We start from the raw sequence: 21,773 nt of genomic DNA on the forward strand, positions 1-21,773 counted from the left end.
ATGAATGCCAAATCCAATTTATTATTAGTAGATGATCATACCGAACTGCTTGAATTTATTGCGGATGATCTCAATGAAGATTATCAGATAACAACGAGTTCTAATGGAAGAGAAGCCCTAGATTTATTAGCCTCTGAATATTTCGATCTGATCGTAAGTGATGTAATGATGCCAGAAATGGATGGTTTTGAGCTCTGTCAAAAAATTAAGGAAGATATCGCTTATGCACATATTCCAGTTATACTTTTGACGGCAAAAAATAGTATTGAATCAAAAATTCAGGGTTTAGAATTTGGTGCCGACGCTTACATTGAAAAACCTTTTTCGCCCGCTTTTTTAAGAGCACAAATAGCGAGTTTATTAAAGAATAGAGTTAAGGTCAAGGAATTTTTCATTAAAAATCCGATGTCGCAAATCCAACAGATCGGGCAAAATCAAAGTGAACAAGAGTTCTTGCTGAGGATTGAAGAAATCATTATGCAACATCTCGATGATCCCCAGTTTAATGTCGATAGAATGGCCGATATTCTCTGTATGAGCAGACCTACACTCTATCGCAAAATCAATGTGGTATCCAGCCTATCACCCAATGAACTGATTAATTTAACTCGGCTCAGAAAAGCAGCAGAACTGCTTATTCAAAAACAATATAAAGTTTACGAAATTTCTAATTTATTGGGCTATAGTTCGGCAACTCATTTCTCACGTAATTTTCAAAAGCAGTTTGGCCAAAGTCCTACCGAATTTCAGGACGCTCAAACTGCTTTATCTAAATCTTGAACAAGCAAATAATCATATCTGAATAAAAATAGGTGTCCGTCCACGCGTGCACCTATTTTGTTGGTTCAACTTGCGCAAGTGTTGCATACTGTGCTGCATAAGTGAACATGAACATTCCTTCCAAATCATTCTTACCTTTGTCATTTGCCCAGCCTCCAAGCAAGTCATTCGGCAGAAATCCATCTTTCAAGAAGTGGGTATAGCCATAATCCAAGTTATCCTGAAAAGATTTTGCATACATTCCAGCCTTGCTGTAATTCGGAGATATAGTGGTATACCCTCTTAACAACACGCCGTTAAACCAATTATTAAAACCATCTGTCGCATAGGTATAGTGCTCAGGAATCTGCTGCCCTAACTTTCCAAAATAAGTAAAAGTCGCATCGGCCAGTTTCTTGCCATCTTCTAAATAGCTTTTTGCTTTCGTAACACGATATAAGTCTGCTGCTCCGGAAATCATCGTGCCACTATTATAGGAAAATGCTGTTCCAACCGCTTTTCTGAGCTCAGTATTTTTTCGATATTGTACACCATTGACCGTTTCATAAGCTATCGAACAATCTGGAAAGCAATCACCCATCATATCCGCATAAACACCTTTTTCATTAAGAAGATACACCTTTTGCCAGTCATAAATCCTTTTAGCATAACGGAGATAAAAATCGCTCTTCTTCTCTTTTTTAGAAATACGGGTTAATTTATCTTTCTGATCAATGGAATGCGCAACGATTTGGTCTCCTTTCTTTTTATAGATTTCATACAATGCAACAAGCGGACTAATAATTGGTGCATTGCTACAGGCATGCTTAGTTACATATCCTGGACCCCAAGGAATTCCGCCATGCTCTTTCCCTTTCTCATCCAAAGTACAATCCCAACCATCAAGAACATAAGCAGTAAGGTATTCAGCTTCTTGCAAATAACGTTCTTGCCCAGTCAAGTGATAGGCTTCCAATAATTCCCGTACCAACCACATCTGATCATCATAGACATTCAAAACTCCCGTTACATTTGCTTTTCCTTTTTCTCGGACGCGATCGACAGCATACACCGTCCATTCTTTATGTTGTGTAAAAGATGTTAGCGTAAATGTCCCTAAATAATAAGCTGCATTTGCATGAAGCTTAACCAATAAATCCACATAGCGGGAATAATACTTTCCGTAAAGCTCGGTATTACCTGCCTTTTGTTGCTTTTTCAAGCCGCTCAACACAGCATTTACAGCTTCTATGGAAGCAGAGTACATCCATACACTCGCTTTTTCTTCGGATCGAACCTGCGTAAATGGATTATAAAAACGATGCATTTTGAAATCTTCACCAGAAAAATAGACTTCCATTGACCGATCAATCAATTGGATCGCCCGTAAAAGATTCTGTTGGCTTTTATTTTGATCATGTACTGATCTTTGGCTATGCAATTCTTGCGCACACACCTGTTTTACACAGAGGGGTGATACTGACAGAGAAATTAGAGAGAGTGCCCAAAAAGGCCGGATGGAAAAGAATTTGATCATGATACGGTTTTAAATTGATTAAGTAGTCTTTCATGCGCTTTGGTAGAGCGTGATAACCGAGGTTGAAGATAAGCATTTTTTGGACAAAAAAAATCGCATTTTTTGAAATGCGATTAAACTCTTTGCCCTTTTGCTTAGTTAACCAAGAACTTTCTCGGTCAACTAAGCTGCCACTGGCTGACGATGACGATTCACAAATTGCTTTTTCAACAGATACAATTTGTAGTGGTCGTACAAACCAATGATTAAAAGAACAAAACAAACCACGTAAAATGTCTTATTCGATAAATAGGTGAATGAAATACCGCTCACAAGCCCTCCCATGACATAGGCTCCCACGATACTCAGCAGTAAATGGAATTTGTCGACCAACGCCTTATTGCTTCGGTTGGACTCCTTCGTGAACATCGAAATCAATATTGCCAAATCTGTCGTTAGTCCTGTCAAATGTGTCGTTTTCACAACAGAATTGGATATGCTCGCTGTTAAACCATTTTGTAATCCCATTGCAAACAGCAATGCACCGACAAGTATCTCTGTTTCTTTCAAAGAATCTTCATAAAATACATCAAGATATATCCCGACAAATAATATACTCAGTATTTCCAATGCCAAGGGAATGGAATGTGTCAAATAGGAGCTAAAACGTCCTTTACCATGAATGATGATAAGATTCGAAAGCATACTCCCTACTAGAAAAAGTAAAATCCAAAATAGCACTACTGCACCTTGATACCAATTTCCTTTCGCAATCTCTTGCGCAAAAACAGCATAATAACCTGTTACATTGGATGTAAACGAGAAAAAGACAATGACAGATGCGACATTGACCATTCCCGCAGAGAATGCAGTTATTCCCCCTAATTTGATATTATCTTGAATCGTTCTATGATTGCTATATTTTCTCAGCATACTTTTCCTTTCCTCCTTTTTTCAGCACAATTCGTGCAATTCCTTTCGTCTGCATATCCAAGTTAAGATGCAGTATCAATTGGTTTTTATTTAATTTTTGTATGACAAAGCTCTCTATAAGCTCATCATTTTTCCGAAGCTCAAGGATATGGCCTCGTCCCTTCAAAAACCAATTGTATTGTTTGTCCTCGTGATGGGCAATAAAATTTTTGTCACCCATTTTTTCAAAATGCCATAATCCATCCTGCAAGGGTGGAAGGTGAGCGATTGCAGCATCTTTTATTCCCTCATGGATAACCGCCTGTTTTTTGAACGTTGGAGACTTATCCACTTTCTCAAAGTACCAACCTTGCTCTTCCCACTCCCCTTCTAAAAGCCGCTCGGGGTTTTCATAAAACATAACCATTGAACTAGCTCCTAAAAGCAAAAATGACAACAAGACGAAGTTGAACCTCGCCAATATTTTTCTCTTAATAATTAACATCCCATTTCTTGTTAAAAAATAAATCCGCCAAGACATTTCCTCCTGTTTTGTTTGTCCCAGGTCTTGCTACAATCGAGACATTCTTCTGTTTACTTTTACTCAAGTCAAGCAAAGCCTGTCCGACGTCGAAAAAATGCCGTGTTCTTTTTTCAAATTCATAATCTGTGGGAACTTTGACTTCATCAATCCGAGCTCCGCGCAAATAATGTTGTAAATAATTGAGATTGTCAGAGCCGATGATATCTGTATAGATATTTAGCTTACGATTTTCATAACGATGACAGATCATCTGGCAGGCCTTCAAAAAGTCCTCCGATTGAAGATTACTGAGTTGGTCATCCAATGTGATTCCCAATAGTTCGCTGATCGATGTACTGCTCTTATTACCATAGACAAGAATGATATCAAGTTCTTCGGCTGTCGATCGCTCTATACTATGAATCACAAAAAAAAGCGAATCAATCGTAAAATCACTTGGAATCAATACACGTATTGCCTTTGCCATATACAATTATTTTTATACAAAATTAACAGGTCGTCATGGCAACCGAATGAATCTGGAATTAACTTTCTATTAGAATTTTAAGACTTATATTAAAATGAGATTAAAAAAAAGATGCAGATTAAAATGGGATTAAAATTTAGTTCCAGCTTTGTAATATAATTCCGCTAGTGCCTTTCTGTAGTCCGTAACAAGCTTCTCTTGCTTGATACGCATTTCGATCAGCTTGTTTTCCCTACTATTAACAACAAACAAGGTTGATTCACCCAGTTCAAACTTATTTAATTCCCCCCGAAGAAGCAGTTCCTGATTACTTATATTGATCGATTGAAGTTCAATCTGTTTACTGTAAGCATTTAAATCATTATATTTTTTAACGACTTCATTGTAAATATTTCTCTCGGTCGCAAGCTGTTCAAATCGTAGCTGATCTTGCTTAATCCGGACCTCTTTAAGCTTCCCACGTTCGGCGCGAATAAAAAGTGGAAATGCAAATTCAAAACCTACTTTATAATTATGCCAATTAAAATCATACTGCGGTGGTACAAAGTCATTAAAACCGTAACGGCTAGAAATGAGCGCGCCCGACACATTAAATTTAGGTTTAAGCATTTCTTTTCGATAACGTTCTTCAAATAGAAGTTGTTGATTTTTACTCGCCAACTTTATCATTTCGGGATGAGCAATTTTTGCCGAATCAAGTAGCGCCTCGATCACACTATTATCTGGCAAAATAACAGGATCTTCGAGCTTATGCGGTATGGCATGATCGGGAAGTTCTACTGGAAATTGTTGATCATTCCACAGATGATTGGACAATACAATTTTCGCGTTTTTAAGTTCAACCTCATACTTTGAAAGTTCTATCCGCCGTTCTTTTACAACGACCGAAGCTTCGATGGAATCAATTACAGGTTTATCTCCCAGCGTCGTCTGCTCACTGATTGCTTTAAACCGTTGATCAGCCAATTTTACACCCTCCAATAAAAGCTGATACTGTTGATAGGCAAAATACCAATTCCAGTAATCTGAAAGTGCCTGAAACCAAATGGCATTTATTTGTTTTATCTTTTCGCCTTCTAGGTAGCTGATCATAGCCTTTGCCTGCTGCAACGTATTTCTTCTGCTATCGACAATTAAACCTTGCCCCAATGGAATACTTAAACCGATTGCGGAAAGCCCTGCATTATTTGTTCGGGATTGCGGGTTTGTATAATCACCAACATTTCGATCATAAGCAATTTTCAGATCTGCGCCAGCTAACCAAAGTGGAATTTTCAACTCACTATTCCACTGATTGTAATAATCCGTCTTGCCAAAATGCTTATTTTTAAAACTGGAATTTAGCGTCGGATCAAACTTTCCTAACGCCTGTGTTACCTGGGCTTTTGCAGTTTCACTCAGCAGATTCACTTGTTTAACGATGGGATGATTGGCCATTAAAAGCTCTTCCATGTCATCCACGGTAAAAGTATTCGTTGCTCCATACTCCTTTTCCTGAGCCGAAAGATAAGGAGAGAAAAAAAAGCAAAACACGATAAAAATAAAATTCAATTTATTCATATAACAATTACTTTTTCTCCCTTTCTTTTGGTTCTCTTTCCAAACTCGGCGGAAAGCCATTCAACTGTCGCCATATCTCATACCATAATGGGACTTTATTTAAAATAACCCTTCCATAAGCACCTGAGCCTTGATTTAACTGAACAGGCCAGGGCTCATCTCCTTCCGGAACAGGATCTGTTGCGCGTATCAAAATCCTAAATCGGCCATTCGTACTACTCACTTTATCGATGACTGAAACTTTTCCAGCAAAGGTACCGACCGCGACAGACGGCCATCCGGAAAATTGGATCGATGGCCAGCCATCAAATTGTAGCCTTACATCACTTTCCGGCTCAATCAGTGGAACATCCATTGCGTTTACATAAAGCTCTACGGCAAGCAGTGGTTTCTTAGGCTGTAATGTCGCAACGGACTCACCCTCCTTCATATTTTCACCAATTCCTGCCTTAAAGGTTTTTACAATAAAACCATCTTGTGGGGCCCTCACGACATATAACCCTCGTCGGACATCAATATTGGATATCTCATTTCTCAGTTTGGCGATATCCCCTTGTACTGAGGCTTTGGAGGAAAAGGCGGAACTTAAATCAGACTGTGCTTTCGCCAATGATTCATTATACTTTGCGCGGATGTTGTTTAATTCGATACTGGCATTCGTTAATGATTGTCTTGAATTTGACAATTTGTTATCTGCACTTACAACTTTAGCTCGATCATTTTGCAGATTTAAGCGCCTTGTTTCAATATCCGTTAACGAAAATAAGCCGTCACGATACCCCTCTTCGTACCGTTTAAGCCGCTTTTCACTGGTCTCAAAAAAGCTCATGACAGCGACCAATTCTGCACTATCTATTTTTACCAGATTTTGAGATTGGATCACCTTATTTTTAGCTGACGCAAGCTGAAATTCCAAACCATTCCGTAAAGCCTGAATCTGTGCTTCAGTGGCTTTCATCTTTTGATTAGCGGCATCTTCTCCACTTCTTTTGGCATGCAATTGTTCTTCTAATCGCAAGGGTAGCATTGGATCAAAATAAGATTGTGCAGTCTCTGAAAGGACCAAAATTGTGTCACCTTTATTCACTTCCTGCCCTTCGGTAACCGCCCAGTATTCAATGCGACCACCAATCTGATTTTGGATGGTCTGCGGTCTGTCTTGTGGACGTAAAGCGGTAACCGTTCCTACTCCAGGAATTGTCTGCCTCCATGGGAGAAAAAGTGCTAGTACAAAAACAATCCCAGAAAACACAAGAATTCGCCCCAAGACGAGGGATCCCCGCTCTTTCAATAACTTACCAACTGCATCATGGGAAAGATCTCTCCAAGAGAGCGTTTTCTGACTCGAACGATCCTTATTAATCAACATAAACTGCAGCGTCCTCCTCCAACGCAAGATCCGTTACAGCCGCCAATTTGACAACTCCAGTAAGCATATCAAAAATCGTATTCAAATTTGTCATCAGTTTTTCAATGGCATAACCAATTTGAACGATGACAACTTCGGCAGCAACAAATTGACCAAAAGTCATTTGCCGCTCAACAACAAAATAAGATCCAAGCAAGAGCATCGCTCCAAACAACAGGGTGCGAAGTAGGACAGAACCAATAAAAAAGCGCTTTAAAACCTTAAAATGATCGTTTCTCGCCCCTAAATACTTACTGACAATATAATCTGTTGTCTTTGTCACTTCGTTCATTTTCATCTCATCAGCACGATAATGGTCAATTTGTCCGGCAACAGCTTCCAAATAGGCTACCGTCTCATATTTGTATTCAGACTCTTCAATACTTGTTTTCAACCCTCTTTTATAGTATAAAACAAGTATCGTAATAACAGAAAAAATGACAATAAGGCCAAAGGCCAGAAATGCAGGATGATAAAATGATAATAAGACCACGCTAAAGAAAATTGTCACCACTGCGGCGATGATATCGATCAAAAGTTTGATAATTCCCTTTTGAATAATGATAACATCAAAAAATCGGTTGACCAACTCCACAAGATTTTTTCCAAGTAACTCTTTAGGTTTAATTCTCGGCAGGCGATAAGAAAATTCAACCGCCGATTTTAGAAAGATTTTCTGCTCTAAATACTCGACTAAGGTCAATTGTCCGATCAATAATACCCCGCCCACAATCACGCCAAATAACACAAAAGCAATTAAGATATAGGTAGAGCTATACATCGCTCCATTGCTTAAAAAATTAAAGATAGCTGTTATCCCTATTGGAATAGTCAAACTAAAAATACCGATGACGATGGCATAAATAAATATATAATTGATCGTTTTTCGTTCAGTATGTAATAAGCTAGCCAACCGTTGTAAAGGTGATGGTCCGCCTTGTATATGCCCCATAAAAATAGATAGAAGATAAGTTATAAATAATGAATTTCAGCTAAAAACAACAGTAAAAACTCCGATCGATCATTCTATTAGTCCGATTTCTCTGTTTCTAATACTTGGTTGTTCCTTAAATGAAATTGTAGAAGGAATTTGACTCTCGACTTTACGGAGTGCATTAGCGACATTAAAAAAATTACGTGTTTTCTTTTTATAGGTATAATCACGTGGTATTATGACCTCATTCACAGACTGTCCTTTGAGGTAATGCTGCAAATAATGACTATTATCGGTACCCAAAATATCCGCAAAAATACTGAGCCTACGGTTTTTATAGCGCTGATAGATTCCGCTACAGGCTTTTAAAAAAGATTCAGATTGAAGTGTTTCCAGTTGATCTTCCAATCCAATTCCGAGTAATTCACTCGCAGAAGTGCTGCTTTTATTGCCATACACAAGGATAATATCGATAGAATCAGCCATTGACTCTTCAATACTTTGACGCACAAAATGGAGTGAGTCAACTGTAAAATCACTAGGTATTAATATACGCGTTGTTTTAGCCATGCTTTTTTTTAGCAAAGTTAAAACGCAGTTATGGCAACGGAATGAATCTAAAATTAGCTTTCCATTAGAAAGCGAGCAACAGTATTAAAATGAGATTAGAAATACGATCAAAATTAAAACTACATTAGAATCGAAGGTAAGTGGGTAGTTCAATTTCTACAGTGGTTCCTTCACTCACAACAGAATTGACCTTCAATGTCCCACCATGCAACTTAATAATATTTCTAGCCAAGGGGAGTCCTATACCATAGCCGTCTATCCCACTCGTATTGGACGCTCTAAAATAAGGATCGTAGATATGATCCAAGTCACTGGAAGGTATTCCAATACCTTTGTCTTTTATTAGAATAAAGACTTTATTGTCCAATGCCCCTAAAGCAATATAAGCGGTTCTATCGGATGAATACTTACACGCGTTGCTGATAATATTGGATAGCGCAAGCTGTAGCAAAATTGCATTTCCATTCACCTTGAGTCGCATACTATCATCTGGTAACAAACTGAAATCTGTAATAATCTTAAATTTGTCATTGATGGCCTTAACAGTCAGCTCGGCGTCCATCACGATCTGATCAATACGAACGGGGCTAAATGCAGTCGCATTATTAACAAAACCTGTACGCGCCAACAGTAAAAGTGCTTTTGTTTTCTTTTCCAAATGCTCTGCCGACTCAATAATCTTAAATAATGTTCGCTGGTACTCCTCTGTTGTTCGTTCTTTGGATAAAGCAAGATCTGCCTGTCCTATGATGGATGTCAATGGCGTATTTAGCTCATGTGATGCATTGCTGATAAAGTTCTTTTGTGTTTCGAAAGAAGTTTCCAAGCGCGTCAACATCCGGTTAAATGTAAGTGCCAGACCATGAAGCTCACCTTTATATTTATCCTCATCCAATCGCTTATAAAGATTTTCCGAACCAATCTCTTGCACCTCTTTCATCATGGTTAATATTGGCTTTAAGAACGAACGTTTCATAAAAACCGAAACAACGAAAATAAAGAGAATTCCCAAAATCAGACTTACAATAAGCAGATTACGAAGGTAGGCCAAATGGTGTGTATAAAAGTAATTTTCAGCTGAAGCGCCCACAATATACTTTCGACCATTTTGCGAAAAATATTTAGTTGAATAGAATTGATTACCCGACTTGAAATTTGAGCTTCCTTTTTTATTGATTTTATCCCAAAGTTCTTTATGAAATCCCTGGCTTCTTAAAATAGCACCATTGCTATCAAATTCTACTAAAAATTCATGCTGATTATTTAGATTTTCAATAAAATCAAGGCTCCACTGATCAGCCTGGGAGGCGGATTTACTATTCAGAAATTTTTCGGCAGCAATATTTCGCCGCAGATCCAGCCGTTTATAAAAATCTGTAAAAGCAAAATTCGTAACGGAATAAAAAATAAAGCCAACAAAACAACTCACATAAATGACCAGAATTGCAATGAGATAAATAAGCTTTCGATTATAATTGTGCATTTTTAAATATTCAGTCTTCTATTTTTAGAACATATCCCATACCAATAACCGTGTGGATCGCTTTTTTGCTCGTTATTTTTTCAATCTTTTTTCTCAAATAATTCACATAAACATCGACAACATTTGATCCAATATCGAAATTTATTCCCCATATTTTGTCCAAAAGCTCCGTTCTCTCAAATACCTTTTTGGGGCTCTGAATAAACAACAAGAGCAAACGATACTCTGTACTTGTCAGATTGAGTTCCTGCCCCTCACAGTAGGCTACTTTTTTATAATCATCGATACTTAGAAAACCATAACTAAATGTGTCTTTCGATGGCTGTAACTCACGTTGTGTTGCCTGTACGATAGACTGTTGCCTGCGGATCAATGAACGTATCCGAGCCTTCAATTCAATTAGCTTAAAGGGCTTGGAAAGATAGTCATCGGCACCATTATCGAGTCCGAGCACCACATTCTCCGGAGTACCAAGTGCGGTCAGCATCATAACAGGTAAATCGGTATACCCCCACTGTCTGATCTGCTTACAAATATCCAGACCATTAGTTCCCGGCAAAAGAATGTCCAATAGCACAAGAGAGACATCTTGCTTCGCCAAAAGCTGTTCCAGACCTTCCGAACGTCCCAGATGAATGACCCTATAGCCATCCTCGCCTAAGCCTTGTACGATCAAATCAGCAACATCCTGTTCATCTTCAACCAAAATAATTTTTTGCTCCTCCATATTCGTCATGATGTGTAGCTCTCTGTAATGAACTACGATCCAAACCATAAAAATAACGTTTTGACACAAGAGACACAAATCCCATTTTTGCCAAAATCTACACGAAAAGAATCTTGCTCTATTTTTCAAAAGCGAAAGCGCTGTGTTCATCGATCGTGAAACAGCGCTTTCGCCATACTAATTAATTGGTTCAGCTATAATTTTACTTTACCCATCAACGGGTCTGTCTTACTTGATGTACCAGTCTCTATATGTCCAGCATAGCGTAATTTGACCGCATGATCTTCTGAACTCGTTATTTCAATATCATACCAACCTTCGCTTTTGCTACAATCTATTTCAATCAAAGCAGGATCATCCTTGCGCATTGTCTTAGCATGGAAAAGATCATAGGAACAGTCTTTAAGAAGTAAGCCCCAATTTAGCGACTCAGACTGTACACAAAGAATAGGCTTTCCAGCAACTACTTTCGTATATACATCAATTGCAGGAATATGTGACTTTGCGCCTTCAATCGCACGATAGAAACCATTAGGACCATGCAATGCAAATGATATGTACTCTCCTACAATTTTATCGAGTTCCCATTCATACGTTAATTGATCCCCTTCTCGTACCGTAAAATTCCAAACTTTCCCCGCCGCATGGCCATCATACGCCACATAGGAAATAACATAATAAGCCATGCCCGCTCCCGCTTTAGCTGTATTGAGCCTTCTTTCCAAGGTTGAGCTGATGGAAAGCATCGTTGGTGTATGCTGTACTTTTAGCTGCAATTCATAAGGTAAAGCACAAGCATCCTTCCATCCCTGCTCTTGCATCTGCATAGCTGCATGATACTGACCTGTCGATTTGATTTCCTCCAGTTTTTGGCTGTCGATTTTCACAAAACCTGTTGGGAGCTTTTTATTCCTGGCGGAGAATATACGTTCAACATACTCATCTCTATCCACCGGATTAAGCCTTGTTTTGGAAATTTTATCTACAGGACGAAAAGAAGTTGTTAAGTCGCCACAGACCATTCTTCGCCATTGACTGATGTTTTCTTCTCGTACCACCTTACCCGTTTTCTTCTCCAAAAAATGTTCTAAAAATTGAAGACAGGAGGTGTGGTCGAAAACTTCGGAATTGACCCACCCACCCTTAGACCAGGGTGAAGCTATCACCATTGGTACTCGATAGCCCAAACCAATAGGACTTTCAAAACTTACATTCTTACTATTTCTCCTTTTTCGCTCCTGTTCTAGCGTAACATATTCATCCGAAGTGTCGATTTCTGACACGGCACCCTGATCTTTGTTCGTGCTCAATGGCGGAACAAAAGGAGCTATATGATCAAAATATCCATCATTTTCGTCATAAGTTAAGATGAAAATCGTCTTTTTCCAAACCTCAGGGTCTTTGGTCAATATATCGAGGACTTCGGATACGTACCATGCCCCATACCAAGGTGAGCCCGGATGATCCGAGAAACGACAAGGTGCCACTAACCATGACACTGTAGGTAATTGGCGATCTTCAACATCTTTTCTAAACTGATAAAAAACATCCCCCGCAGGCACCTCAACTTCCTGCCGCTTTCCACCTTCTTTATAACTTAATTTATCAAGTTTGTGAAAGTTGGGATCAGCTAGATTAGTCACAAAAGCATTACGATGAATATCTTTTTCAAATTGGGATAGCTTTTCAAAATTTTCGGGGGTATAATGAATGACATCTCTTTTCAAATCCTCCAATTCCGCTTTGGCTTTGTGCAGCAATTCTTCGTTTGGATTTGTTTCCAAAAATTTATGCAGCTCATTTACCCGTTCTTTCATCCACTGATAATGTGCCAAATGATATCTTACACCATATTGTTGGTGAAACTCCAGGTTGTTATCTGTAAAATTGGCCAACCAATCTTCCTCTTCTCCTTTAAAGCCTACTGGTAAACTTAGTTCATTTTGATAAACTTTCCACGAGACCCCTGCTTTTTGCAGTCGTTCAGGATAGGTTTTCCATTTGACATCCTTGTAGTTGATCTGACCATTGTCTACATGCGCAACAGATTCGGGATTACGGGGTTCTTCACGCACTGTACCAGTCCAAAAATATGATCGATTAGCGCTCGTTCCCGTCAGTGAAGAACAAAAATGCTGGTCGCAAACCGTAAATGCATCTGCAAAAGCATAATAAAAAGGAATATCTGCACGATTATAATAACCCATTGTTAAAGGCATGGCCTTATATTCTGAATTACCAGAGCTCTTTGCTTCCAACCAATTATCCATTTTCCCGTCATGACGAGCCGCAACCATATCACGCCAGCCATGCGGAAGCGACCCCATCCAAGTCGATTTACTATTGACGATATCTAAATGGAAAGGTGCAAAATATGCACCTTCCTTATTTCCTTGTATCCATACAGGTAGACCATTCGGTAATTTCATCGCGCGGGGATCGTTAAAGCCACGTACGCCCTTCAAAGTTCCAAAACAATGGTCAAACGATCTATTTTCCTGCATCAAAAAGACAACATGTTCGGCATCCAAAAAAGTTGATCCTTTTGGAGCTTCAATCGCCAAGGCTTTTTGTATTGATTCAGGCAGCCAGTTTATAGCGACTGTACTCCCAGCCAGCATGGCTGCTTTTTTTAAAAATACCCTCCTTGAATCCATTATTTTAACCACCAAGTCTGTAAATTAATATTGTCATTTCCGCCAAATTGTGATTTGATCGCATCAGATACATTCGTAGTATTATTATTGTACTCATCTTGAGGATACATCCAGCGATAGGCTGTTTTCACATTCGCAGATTTACGGAAACTCGGATATCCTGTGCGCAAATGATCAAAATAAGCCGAGTATCCCCCCTGATGAAATGAGCGTAGGTATTTCTGCATCAAGATACGTTCTAGCTTTTGCTCATTGGAGCTAGCTCCGTCAAGACTTACCGAATTTTGTTCAAGATATTTGGCCGCTTGTGCTTCATTTGTATAAGTTCCTAAATTTTTCGCATACTTTTCATAAAATTTGAACGATGCCTGTACTCCTTTGGTATACGTTGCATTGAGATCGCCCGTTATCCAACCTTTCAAAATGGCTTCAGCCAAAATAAACTGCATCTCCGAACAGCCCAATAAGACCAATGGCTCAGCTGTGGGATCTTGATAAAATCGTTCGTGGACTTTCGATAATTTACCTAATACAGCTTTTGCATTCACCTGTGCGTAAGGAACAATCGGATCACCGCCTTCATAAGCCGTAAAGTCATTAATCGCTTTACCCGCTTCTTTACCCAGTCTTGTTTGTGTAGCGACGGCAAATAACCGCGGATCTTTCAAGTCCTGCAATCGTTGGATAAATGTTGAATCCATATACATTCCCGATCCATAACCACTTGAGTTAAACTCCGGATAACGATTACCCTCTTGATTCAAAAAGACGAGTTGCCCATCTTCAGCACCACTAACATCAGTGATTCTAGACTCATTGGTAAATATTTTTGAAAATTCTGTTGCTGCATTAAATGGGAGATCAGTCGTTTTCTTCGAAAGCGTCAATAATACTTTTAGGCGAAATGAATTGACTAACTTGTTCCAATTGCCACTATTTCCACCATAAATAATATCCCCATTTATGGTGTTATTGTTCTTCTTCAGAATAATACTTGCTTCCTCAAGCTCCTTCAATACACCCACCAAAACGTCTTTCTGTGTATCGTATTTCGGTGCAAAAATTGCCGAATTTTCACCCTTTGCTGCTTCTGAATAGGGGACATCACCAAACGTTAAGGTAAGATTATAAAAATAATACGCACGGAAAAATTTTGCTAATGCCAAATAACTTTCAGCGCCAATACGTTCAGCTTCTTCAGTCATCTTGGTAATATTGCGAAGATTACCATATTGCTCAAAGCTTCCTCGTTGCCAATTATAAATTTGATTCGCATTTTCACCATCCGTTTGCACAATCATTTTCAAGGCATATAGTGGTGAGGTACCGTGCCAGGTCCGAAAAGCATCCCATTCTACCTTCGTCAATAAAGCTTGCGGGTGGGTTGTTGTCGCTTCATTTGGATTAACATTTACTTCAGTCAATTTCTGACAAGAAGTCATGATTGAAAGAGAAAATAATCCAAGAAATATATGTTTATTAAATAATTTCATCGTACTACTTTATTAAAACTTAAAATCTAGAGAAAAACCGATATATCGTGTGGAAGGATCCTGAAGATTACCATCATTTCCAACGCCAAAATCAGGATCGATATAAGGTACTTTCTTCCACATGGCTAAATTATAGCCAAATAGTGATGCATTTAAGGCCGTAAGCTGTTTTAATTTAAACACCTTATTGACATCATAACCTACCGAAAGTCTACGTAGTTTTACAAATGATCGATCAAATACATTGGCAAACAGTTTACTTTCAGACTCTGTAACTCTGGCCTGGTAAGGATAATTTTGACTCCAAGCCTGCCAATCAACAGCTTTTGTATTACTTGTATACGTTCGGGTATCTGAAGTAATATTACCGTTCACGTCGCGGGTAAGCTCACCTCCTGTTACGATCACCCCATCTGGCACAAAAACTGGTTTCCCTGCATCGTATTGTTCCTGACGATATAAGACCGAAGAAGGATGCTTTCCACCCCACCACATTTTTTCTATGGTTGTCGAATTCATCACGCCGCCAATAGATCCGTCGAAATCAAGATTTACCTGAAATCCCTTAAATTTGAACTGGTTTGCAAAACCAAATTGCCAGTCCGGTTGAAAGTAACCTAAATACTGTGGAAATGGATTTTTGGTCGGCATACCCGTATTCGGATTCAAGATAACCTTACCATCAGCCGATTTTTCCCAAACAGTACCATAATAGCTGTCTGCACGATCACCTTTTTTAAGATTACCGTATTTCGCTTGGTTATTGTAAATTTCTTCCAAACGCTGAATTGCATGAGACCAGTTTACAGTAGACGTCCACGAAAATTGTTCATTTTTAATTATATTTCCTGTCAAAGAAATCTCCAATCCCTTTGTACGGTATTTATTTCCATTTACTTTACGCGACGTAAAAGCGGATGCTTGAGAAATACTCAAATCGATAATCTGATTTTTATCAACAACATTATAGTACGTTACATCAGCCGAAAGCCTATTTTTAAAGAAAGCCATAGAAGCACCAATTTCTAAAGAAATGGACTGCTGCGGAAGGATATCAGGATTAATAATACCTGCAGGATAGGTTACTGATGGCATCGAACCATAGGTAACATCTTTTTTATAAGTCGCAGCAATGCTATAAGGATCCAGATCAGAAGATACCGATGCCCAGGAACTGTACAATTTAACAAAGTCAATTTGCGCTGGCAGTTTAAAATAATCGGAGATAACACTACTTAGTGAAACCGATGGATAAAAGAATGACTGATTTGCCTTTGATAATGTGGATGACCAGTCATTTCTTCCTGAAAAATTCAGATAGGTCGACTTAAACACATTTAAATTTACCGACGCATAAGCACTTCGGATTATTTTTTCAGTTGTTGTATTTGTTGCCTTAACTGGGCCTTGGGTATTGCCTAAGTTATAGACAAATGGTACAACTAAACCATCTGTAGTTTGATAAAGCTCACGATAATCTCTTTTGAAAGTGGAAGATCCCGCATTAACGGTTACACCGAAATTATCAGACAACTGCTTAATATAAGTTGCTAAGACGTCCGCATCAAAATTGAGCTGTTTGCTATCCCAGTTTTTATAATCCCCATTCCGTGAATCGCCATAATTCATGTAAGACTTAGGACTCTGCATGTCCTGGAATAGATTTTTTTGTCTTGCTGCAGCACGACCTTTGATGGTAAATTCAGGTGAAATACGCCAAGTTAAAGCAGTCTGCCCGGCCAAAATATCTTGATCGTATACTTGGTTCAACTCATTAGCTGCAAAATAAGGGTTGTTGTACCAAGCATAGTTATAGTTTGCTTGACGATAGCCTTCCTGTCCCGGAATATAGAGGTGATCCTTTAATTCCTGTCCATTTACATCATTTCCCATCCACAACAAAATCGTATACATATGATTTTTAGGCCCATATCCATACCTTGGATAATTTGGAGATTTCACTTTATTATAGGATAAGTTAAGATCTAATTGTACCTCAGGAGTAAAACGGTAAGAGGTATTCAAATTTAATCCACCTGTAGAAAGCTTTGTATTGGGCACCTGACCTTTTTGATAGGCATATTTTCCTGTTCCAAATATGCTTACCTTTTCCGAACGATACGATAATGTCGCATTATTTTCGGTAATCAGTCCAGTTCCAAGGAAATCCTCTAAATTGTTATGTGCGACCCAATCAATCGGCACTCTTTCGTAACGTGACTTATCGTTATACTTGGTTCCACTCACATCACCCCACCAAGGAATCACTTCACCAGTTTGCTTATCACGAATCGGACTGTTCCATTGTGCAACCTTTATTCCGGAGTTCAATTTGGGACCCCATGTCATATCTCCATCTGAAATCCCCCCATCAGCACCATCCCAAAACTCATATTTACCGTTGGATCCACTTCCGAACTCCTTCTGCGATTCAGGAAAAACCGTAAATCCTGCAGAAAACATATTACTGGTTCCAACCGAAAACTCCAGCCTATCGCTTTTTGCACTTTTGGTTGTAATTAAGATCGCTCCATTTTTACCGCGTGATCCATATAAAGATGAAGCGGCTGTTCCTTTCAGCACATTGATATTCTCTATGTTTTGACTGGACATGTCGTAAAAATCAGATTCTACAGGAATACCATCTACGACAATAAGTGGGGTCTTACCACGCAATTGAAAAGATGGTGCCTGAAAAATCCCCGTTGGATTATTAACGATCAGACCAGATACTTGTCCCGTTAGCGCTGTACCAATATTCATTGTTTTAGACTCTTTAAGTACGTCTAATTTAACTTCTTGGGTAGCGTAACCAATTTGCTTCTTTTGTTGCTTGATACCAATTGCCGTGACAACAACCTCATCCAACTTTGAATCATCCTTTTCCAAAACCACCACAAGATCCCCATCTGTAGCAGTTATTGTAGCTGTTTTGTATCCTAAAGAAGAAACACGGATTTGGTCGCCAACCTGACCTTTCAGATTGAATTTACCATTAAACTCTGTACGCGTACTCTGTTTGCTGGTTTCATTGATGATCGTGCCGCCGTCAATAGGTTTGCCGTCCTGATCCTTAACAATCCCTTTAATAATAGCTTGATCGGCAATTTCGAGCTTGGTAGTTTCATTCGCAAAGTTTGCCCATACGCTATCGACATGTGCCGCATTCAGCAACGCAATAGCTAAGGTCACCTGAGCTGTTTTCCTAAATTGAGGTAGTTTAATAGGTTTCATTATTTTGAATTTTGCCCAAAAAAATGAAACCTATATTACTAGAAGATGAGTAGTATATTAACAATGCAATCTTAAAGATTGCTTAACTTAACATTAACATCGTTCACGCTGCAATGTCTTATACATCAACCTGCATATTGAGCTTCCGCGTGCTTCGTCGAACCGCATAGATGACTATAATGAAAATAATCCAATCTATCGCCGCGCTCGCTACGTAAATGCTGTGTACACCAAAATATTTTGGCGCAATAATTAAGATAGGAATATAAAATACAACCTGCCGCAATACACTGATAAAAGTCGCAGGCTTGGCATGATCAATGGAAGGAAACCACACCATCGCCATAAAAATAAATGGAAGAACCAATAAAACACTCATGTAAATTCTGAAATCCATTAGCTGCTGTATTGAAAAAATCGCTCCTGGTATCAGGATAGATATCACAGCAACGGGATGCAGCATCACCAGCAACCAGAACGGAAGCAGAATCAGCAGCCCAGTAATGGCAAATAAACGGTACGAATTGATACTTCTCGTATACTGCCCAGCACCATAGTTCATCCCTGTTACAGGCTGCAAAGCCCGCATAAGCCCCCATAGTGGGGTATTTAATAAAATATAAAGCCGATTGACTGCCGTAAAAAACGTAATATCCATATCATTTCCGTAATTGGCCAATGCGTTGAAGACAACAATATTCTGGATTACAATCATGACCATCATAACAAACCCGGGCATTCCTAACGAAAAAGTTTCTTTTAAAATCGATAAATCCCAAGATAAAGACCAAAACTTTGTTTTGAACGAAGCCTTTCCCCCGGCGTAATACCATACACCTAAAAATGTGTAGATGATCATCGATATATTGGTTGCCCAAGCTGCTCCTGAAACACCCCAACCAAAGTGTTCTATAAAAACCGGTTTAAGTAAGACATCAACAAGCAACCCTATTGCAATCATCCAGGCCGCAGTTTTCATACGACCCTCTGCACGAATAATCATATTGAGGGCCAAACCATAAATCCAGAAAAAACTACCCAATATGGTTGCTCGAAAGTAATCCACCCCAAGAGCCAATATCTCACCTCGACCGCCCATCATGTAAACCAATTTGTCGGCAAATACATAGCAAGGGAGCGTAATTATAAGAGAGAAAATAATAGTCAAAAAATGCACCGTACCAAATGACCTATGTAATTTCTCCTGTTGATCCCCACCTATCCAAATACTAATTGCCGCCCCCATACCTGTTCCGATCAGGGTACCAAAACCTTGTGCAAATTGGGCTAAAGGATAGGTTACACCGACAGCTGCCAACGCTGTATTGTTAATCAGATGACCAACAAAAATACCATCTAGAAAATTGTTCAGACCATACAGGACCATTGCAATCACGGCAGGCCACGACATCTGCCACATCACTCTACTTAACTTACCGTTTAAGATCAGTTGTTTCTGTTTCTCCATAACCTATCATAAACGTTAGGCCTGGATTTCTTCACTCTCACTACGGCGATCTGTAGCAGATTTATCTTCAGCAACTCCAGCTTTCCAATACGAATAAGCATAAAGCTCCTCTCTTCCCCAACCGAGATCCTTACGCAAATAATTGCGAATCTCCTTAACTGTCGAAAATTCAGCAGCTACATAAGCAAATTTATCCTCTACGGGCAAGGATCTGATCTTCACCAAATCCGCCAAAAAGCTCCCTTCCTGTGGCGTATCATTATGTAACCAGATAAAATCAATAGCAGCCTTAGTCTTCAATTGCTGTATATCTTCGCTACCATGTACTTCAATCATACAGATTCCCTTTGCCGAAGGTGGCAAATCTTCTAAGATTGCCCCCAGAACAGGAATTGCAGTTGCATCCCCAACAAGGAGATAGTTAGCTGCAACTTCATATAGAGACGTCTTCCCTGCTTTCATCAGAATCCCAAGCACATCACCAGGTTTTGCAGCCATAGCCCAAGCTGAAGCTGGCCCCTCATCACCATGGGCAACAAAATCAATCCATACCTCATTTCTATCAAGGTTGATACCGCGATGTGTATAAGTTCGAACTGTTGGCCTAATCGCTTCATCCATCGGCTTCCACTGCCCTCGTTCATAATCAAATTCTGGAAAATAAATGCGATCTACATGCTTTGGCGGAATCAAGATCTTGTTATTGACTCCGACGGTCGTATTAGCGATTTGATCCACACCATCACCAGTCAAATAAACACGAATATAATGTGGCGTCAGGTATTCTTTTCTACTTACAGTCAGGGCGAGCTGTATTACTTTCATTTCAGTTTTTCCCATGATTTTCTAATTACGTACATATTTGATCAAAAGATTTCTATTAAGAATCTTTCTAAACAAAGGTAATTATTCGACTTTTATCAAACCCGATTCATGCGCTATTAAAACTTCCGTAAGAAGGAATAAAAGGTCCGTAAAGTGTGAAAAAAGCTATTCCACATTACAAGGTATTTTTTAGCTTACTCGGTGGGATTCCAAATTTACGTTTAAAGGCCTCCGAAAAATGGCGTTGATTTTTGTAACCAGCCAAATCAGAAACTTCACCGATTGTTCGATCTTCATCTAGGATCAGTTTCTTGGCATGTTCCATTTTTGCGTCATGCCAAAAACCAAAAACAGTCGTACCAAAGAGCTCCTTAAAACCTTTTTTCAATGTGAATTCATTGGTACCCACCAGATGCGCGAGATTGACCAGTGTACTATTGGTATCCATATTTTTTAAAAGAAACTCACGAACGGCATATATCTTATCGATATCGGCTTGTTTTAACGAAACTGCTACAAAATCTTCTTCCTGAAACTGTTCCAATTGAAGAAGCAAGAGCTCCATAATCTTTGCTTCCAGGAAAATTTTCTTAAAAATTCCCTTTCGTTGACAATTAATTATCTCGTTGATAATTTGATACATATCATGGGTAATCCGTCTATGCATATTGGTCAGCAATCCCGATTTACCACGGTCAATGGCATTACGAAAATCTGCAAAGAATTTAGAATCGTCGGGTAAGAATCTTTTAAAAAATTCGGGCGATAAGTTTATTTCACATAACTGAAACTCCTGATTCCCCCAATCCATTTGACCACACATTGAATTTCCGTAAATAATATTATGCTGGTAGGTCTCGAAATTTACACCGGATGGCATCATTTCGCCACTCGCCTGACTATTACCCTTTAAAGCAAAGTGCATTTCAACTGTTTCAAAATCACTTTCAAAACGAAACCGCATCCGTTTAAATAATTGTGCATGACCGTAACCAATATGAATACCATCGAAGAAAACCTCCTTGTAAAAACCTTTCCCAAAAGTAGTATCTAAATGTGTTACAGATTCATAAATTCCCGTATCGACAGAAAAGCAGGTACTTGGGTAAGTCCGCTCCAATAATAAATTGGGTGAATCAATATCATATAATCTTAGTGCCATTTTTAATTCCTTTTAGGATTCAAATAGTCTTACGCACATTAGGCAATATATCTTA

At 39.0% G+C, this 21,773-nt stretch carries 17 protein-coding genes; 1 reads left to right on the forward strand and 16 read right to left on the reverse strand.

All coding sequences use genetic code 11. From position 1 onward, the window contains the following. Window positions 1–780, forward strand: coding sequence for a response regulator (locus GVK91_RS07575; RefSeq protein WP_159727703.1), 780 nt, complete (start codon window positions 1–3; stop codon window positions 778–780). 52 nt (window positions 781–832) lie between these two features. On the opposite strand, the gene GVK91_RS07580 is transcribed toward GVK91_RS07575, so the two are convergent. The 16 genes from GVK91_RS07580 to GVK91_RS07655 all read right to left on the reverse strand — a co-directional run bounded on the left by GVK91_RS07580 (window position 833) and on the right by GVK91_RS07655 (window position 21,718). After that, window positions 833–2,296: a glycoside hydrolase family 76 protein gene (locus GVK91_RS07580; RefSeq protein ID WP_159727705.1), complete on the reverse strand. Its 1,464-nt coding sequence runs from the start codon at window positions 2,294–2,296 to the stop codon at window positions 833–835. Between the two features lie 162 nt (window positions 2,297–2,458). Beyond that, a complete protein-coding gene (locus tag GVK91_RS07585) occupies window positions 2,459–3,208 on the reverse strand; it encodes a YoaK family protein (protein ID WP_075993467.1) in 750 nt (249 codons plus the stop codon). After that, a complete protein-coding gene (locus tag GVK91_RS07590; protein ID WP_159727707.1) occupies window positions 3,192–3,692 on the reverse strand; it encodes a hypothetical protein in 501 nt (166 codons plus the stop codon). Before GVK91_RS07590 ends, GVK91_RS07585 begins: the two co-directional genes overlap by 17 nt. After that, window positions 3,679–4,197: a hypothetical protein gene (locus GVK91_RS07595; RefSeq protein ID WP_159727709.1), complete on the reverse strand. Its 519-nt coding sequence runs from the start codon at window positions 4,195–4,197 to the stop codon at window positions 3,679–3,681. The genes GVK91_RS07590 and GVK91_RS07595 overlap by 14 nt, the downstream gene beginning before the upstream one ends. A gap of 129 nt (window positions 4,198–4,326) precedes the next feature. After that, a complete protein-coding gene (locus tag GVK91_RS07600) occupies window positions 4,327–5,757 on the reverse strand; it encodes a TolC family protein (RefSeq protein ID WP_159727710.1) in 1,431 nt (476 codons plus the stop codon). Between the two features lie 7 nt (window positions 5,758–5,764). After that, window positions 5,765–7,126, reverse strand: coding sequence for an HlyD family secretion protein (locus GVK91_RS07605; RefSeq protein WP_159727712.1), 1,362 nt, complete (start codon window positions 7,124–7,126; stop codon window positions 5,765–5,767). Further along, window positions 7,116–8,117 (reverse strand): ABC transporter transmembrane domain-containing protein, encoded by a 1,002-nt coding sequence (locus GVK91_RS07610; RefSeq protein WP_159727714.1) that lies wholly within the window; start codon window positions 8,115–8,117, stop codon window positions 7,116–7,118. The genes GVK91_RS07605 and GVK91_RS07610 overlap by 11 nt, the downstream gene beginning before the upstream one ends. Window positions 8,118–8,186: 69 nt before the next feature. After that, window positions 8,187–8,669, reverse strand: coding sequence for a hypothetical protein (locus GVK91_RS07615; protein ID WP_159727716.1), 483 nt, complete (start codon window positions 8,667–8,669; stop codon window positions 8,187–8,189). 124 nt (window positions 8,670–8,793) lie between these two features. Beyond that, window positions 8,794–10,152, reverse strand: coding sequence for an ATP-binding protein (locus tag GVK91_RS07620; protein ID WP_159727718.1), 1,359 nt, complete (start codon window positions 10,150–10,152; stop codon window positions 8,794–8,796). Window positions 10,153–10,162: 10 nt separating this feature from the next. Next, window positions 10,163–10,927, reverse strand: a complete 765-nt coding sequence (locus GVK91_RS07625; RefSeq protein ID WP_235032803.1) for a response regulator transcription factor — start codon at window positions 10,925–10,927, stop codon at window positions 10,163–10,165. Between the two features lie 146 nt (window positions 10,928–11,073). Then, a complete protein-coding gene (locus GVK91_RS07630; RefSeq protein ID WP_200845552.1) occupies window positions 11,074–13,536 on the reverse strand; it encodes a phosphocholine-specific phospholipase C in 2,463 nt (820 codons plus the stop codon). Then, window positions 13,536–15,029, reverse strand: a complete 1,494-nt coding sequence (locus tag GVK91_RS07635; RefSeq protein WP_159727720.1) for a SusD/RagB family nutrient-binding outer membrane lipoprotein — start codon at window positions 15,027–15,029, stop codon at window positions 13,536–13,538. The genes GVK91_RS07630 and GVK91_RS07635 overlap by 1 nt, the downstream gene beginning before the upstream one ends. 12 nt (window positions 15,030–15,041) lie before the next feature. Beyond that, window positions 15,042–18,263 carry a SusC/RagA family TonB-linked outer membrane protein gene (locus GVK91_RS07640; protein WP_159727722.1) on the reverse strand — a complete coding sequence of 1,074 codons (3,222 nt, stop codon included), beginning with the start codon at window positions 18,261–18,263 and terminating at the stop codon, window positions 15,042–15,044. A 118-nt stretch (window positions 18,264–18,381) separates the two neighbouring features. Further along, window positions 18,382–19,731 (reverse strand): MATE family efflux transporter, encoded by a 1,350-nt coding sequence (locus GVK91_RS07645; RefSeq protein WP_159727724.1) that lies wholly within the window; start codon window positions 19,729–19,731, stop codon window positions 18,382–18,384. Between the two features lie 15 nt (window positions 19,732–19,746). Further along, window positions 19,747–20,571, reverse strand: coding sequence for a siderophore-interacting protein (locus tag GVK91_RS07650; protein ID WP_159727726.1), 825 nt, complete (start codon window positions 20,569–20,571; stop codon window positions 19,747–19,749). A gap of 160 nt (window positions 20,572–20,731) precedes the next feature. Then, complete coding sequence (locus GVK91_RS07655) at window positions 20,732–21,718, reverse strand: helix-turn-helix transcriptional regulator (protein WP_159727728.1); 987 nt, start codon at window positions 21,716–21,718, stop codon at window positions 20,732–20,734. Between the last annotated feature and the right edge of the window lie 55 nt (window positions 21,719–21,773).

The organism is Sphingobacterium sp. 18053, from assembly GCF_902706145.1.
In the GTDB taxonomy this organism is placed as follows: Bacteria; Bacteroidota; Bacteroidia; order Sphingobacteriales; family Sphingobacteriaceae; genus Sphingobacterium; species Sphingobacterium paramultivorum.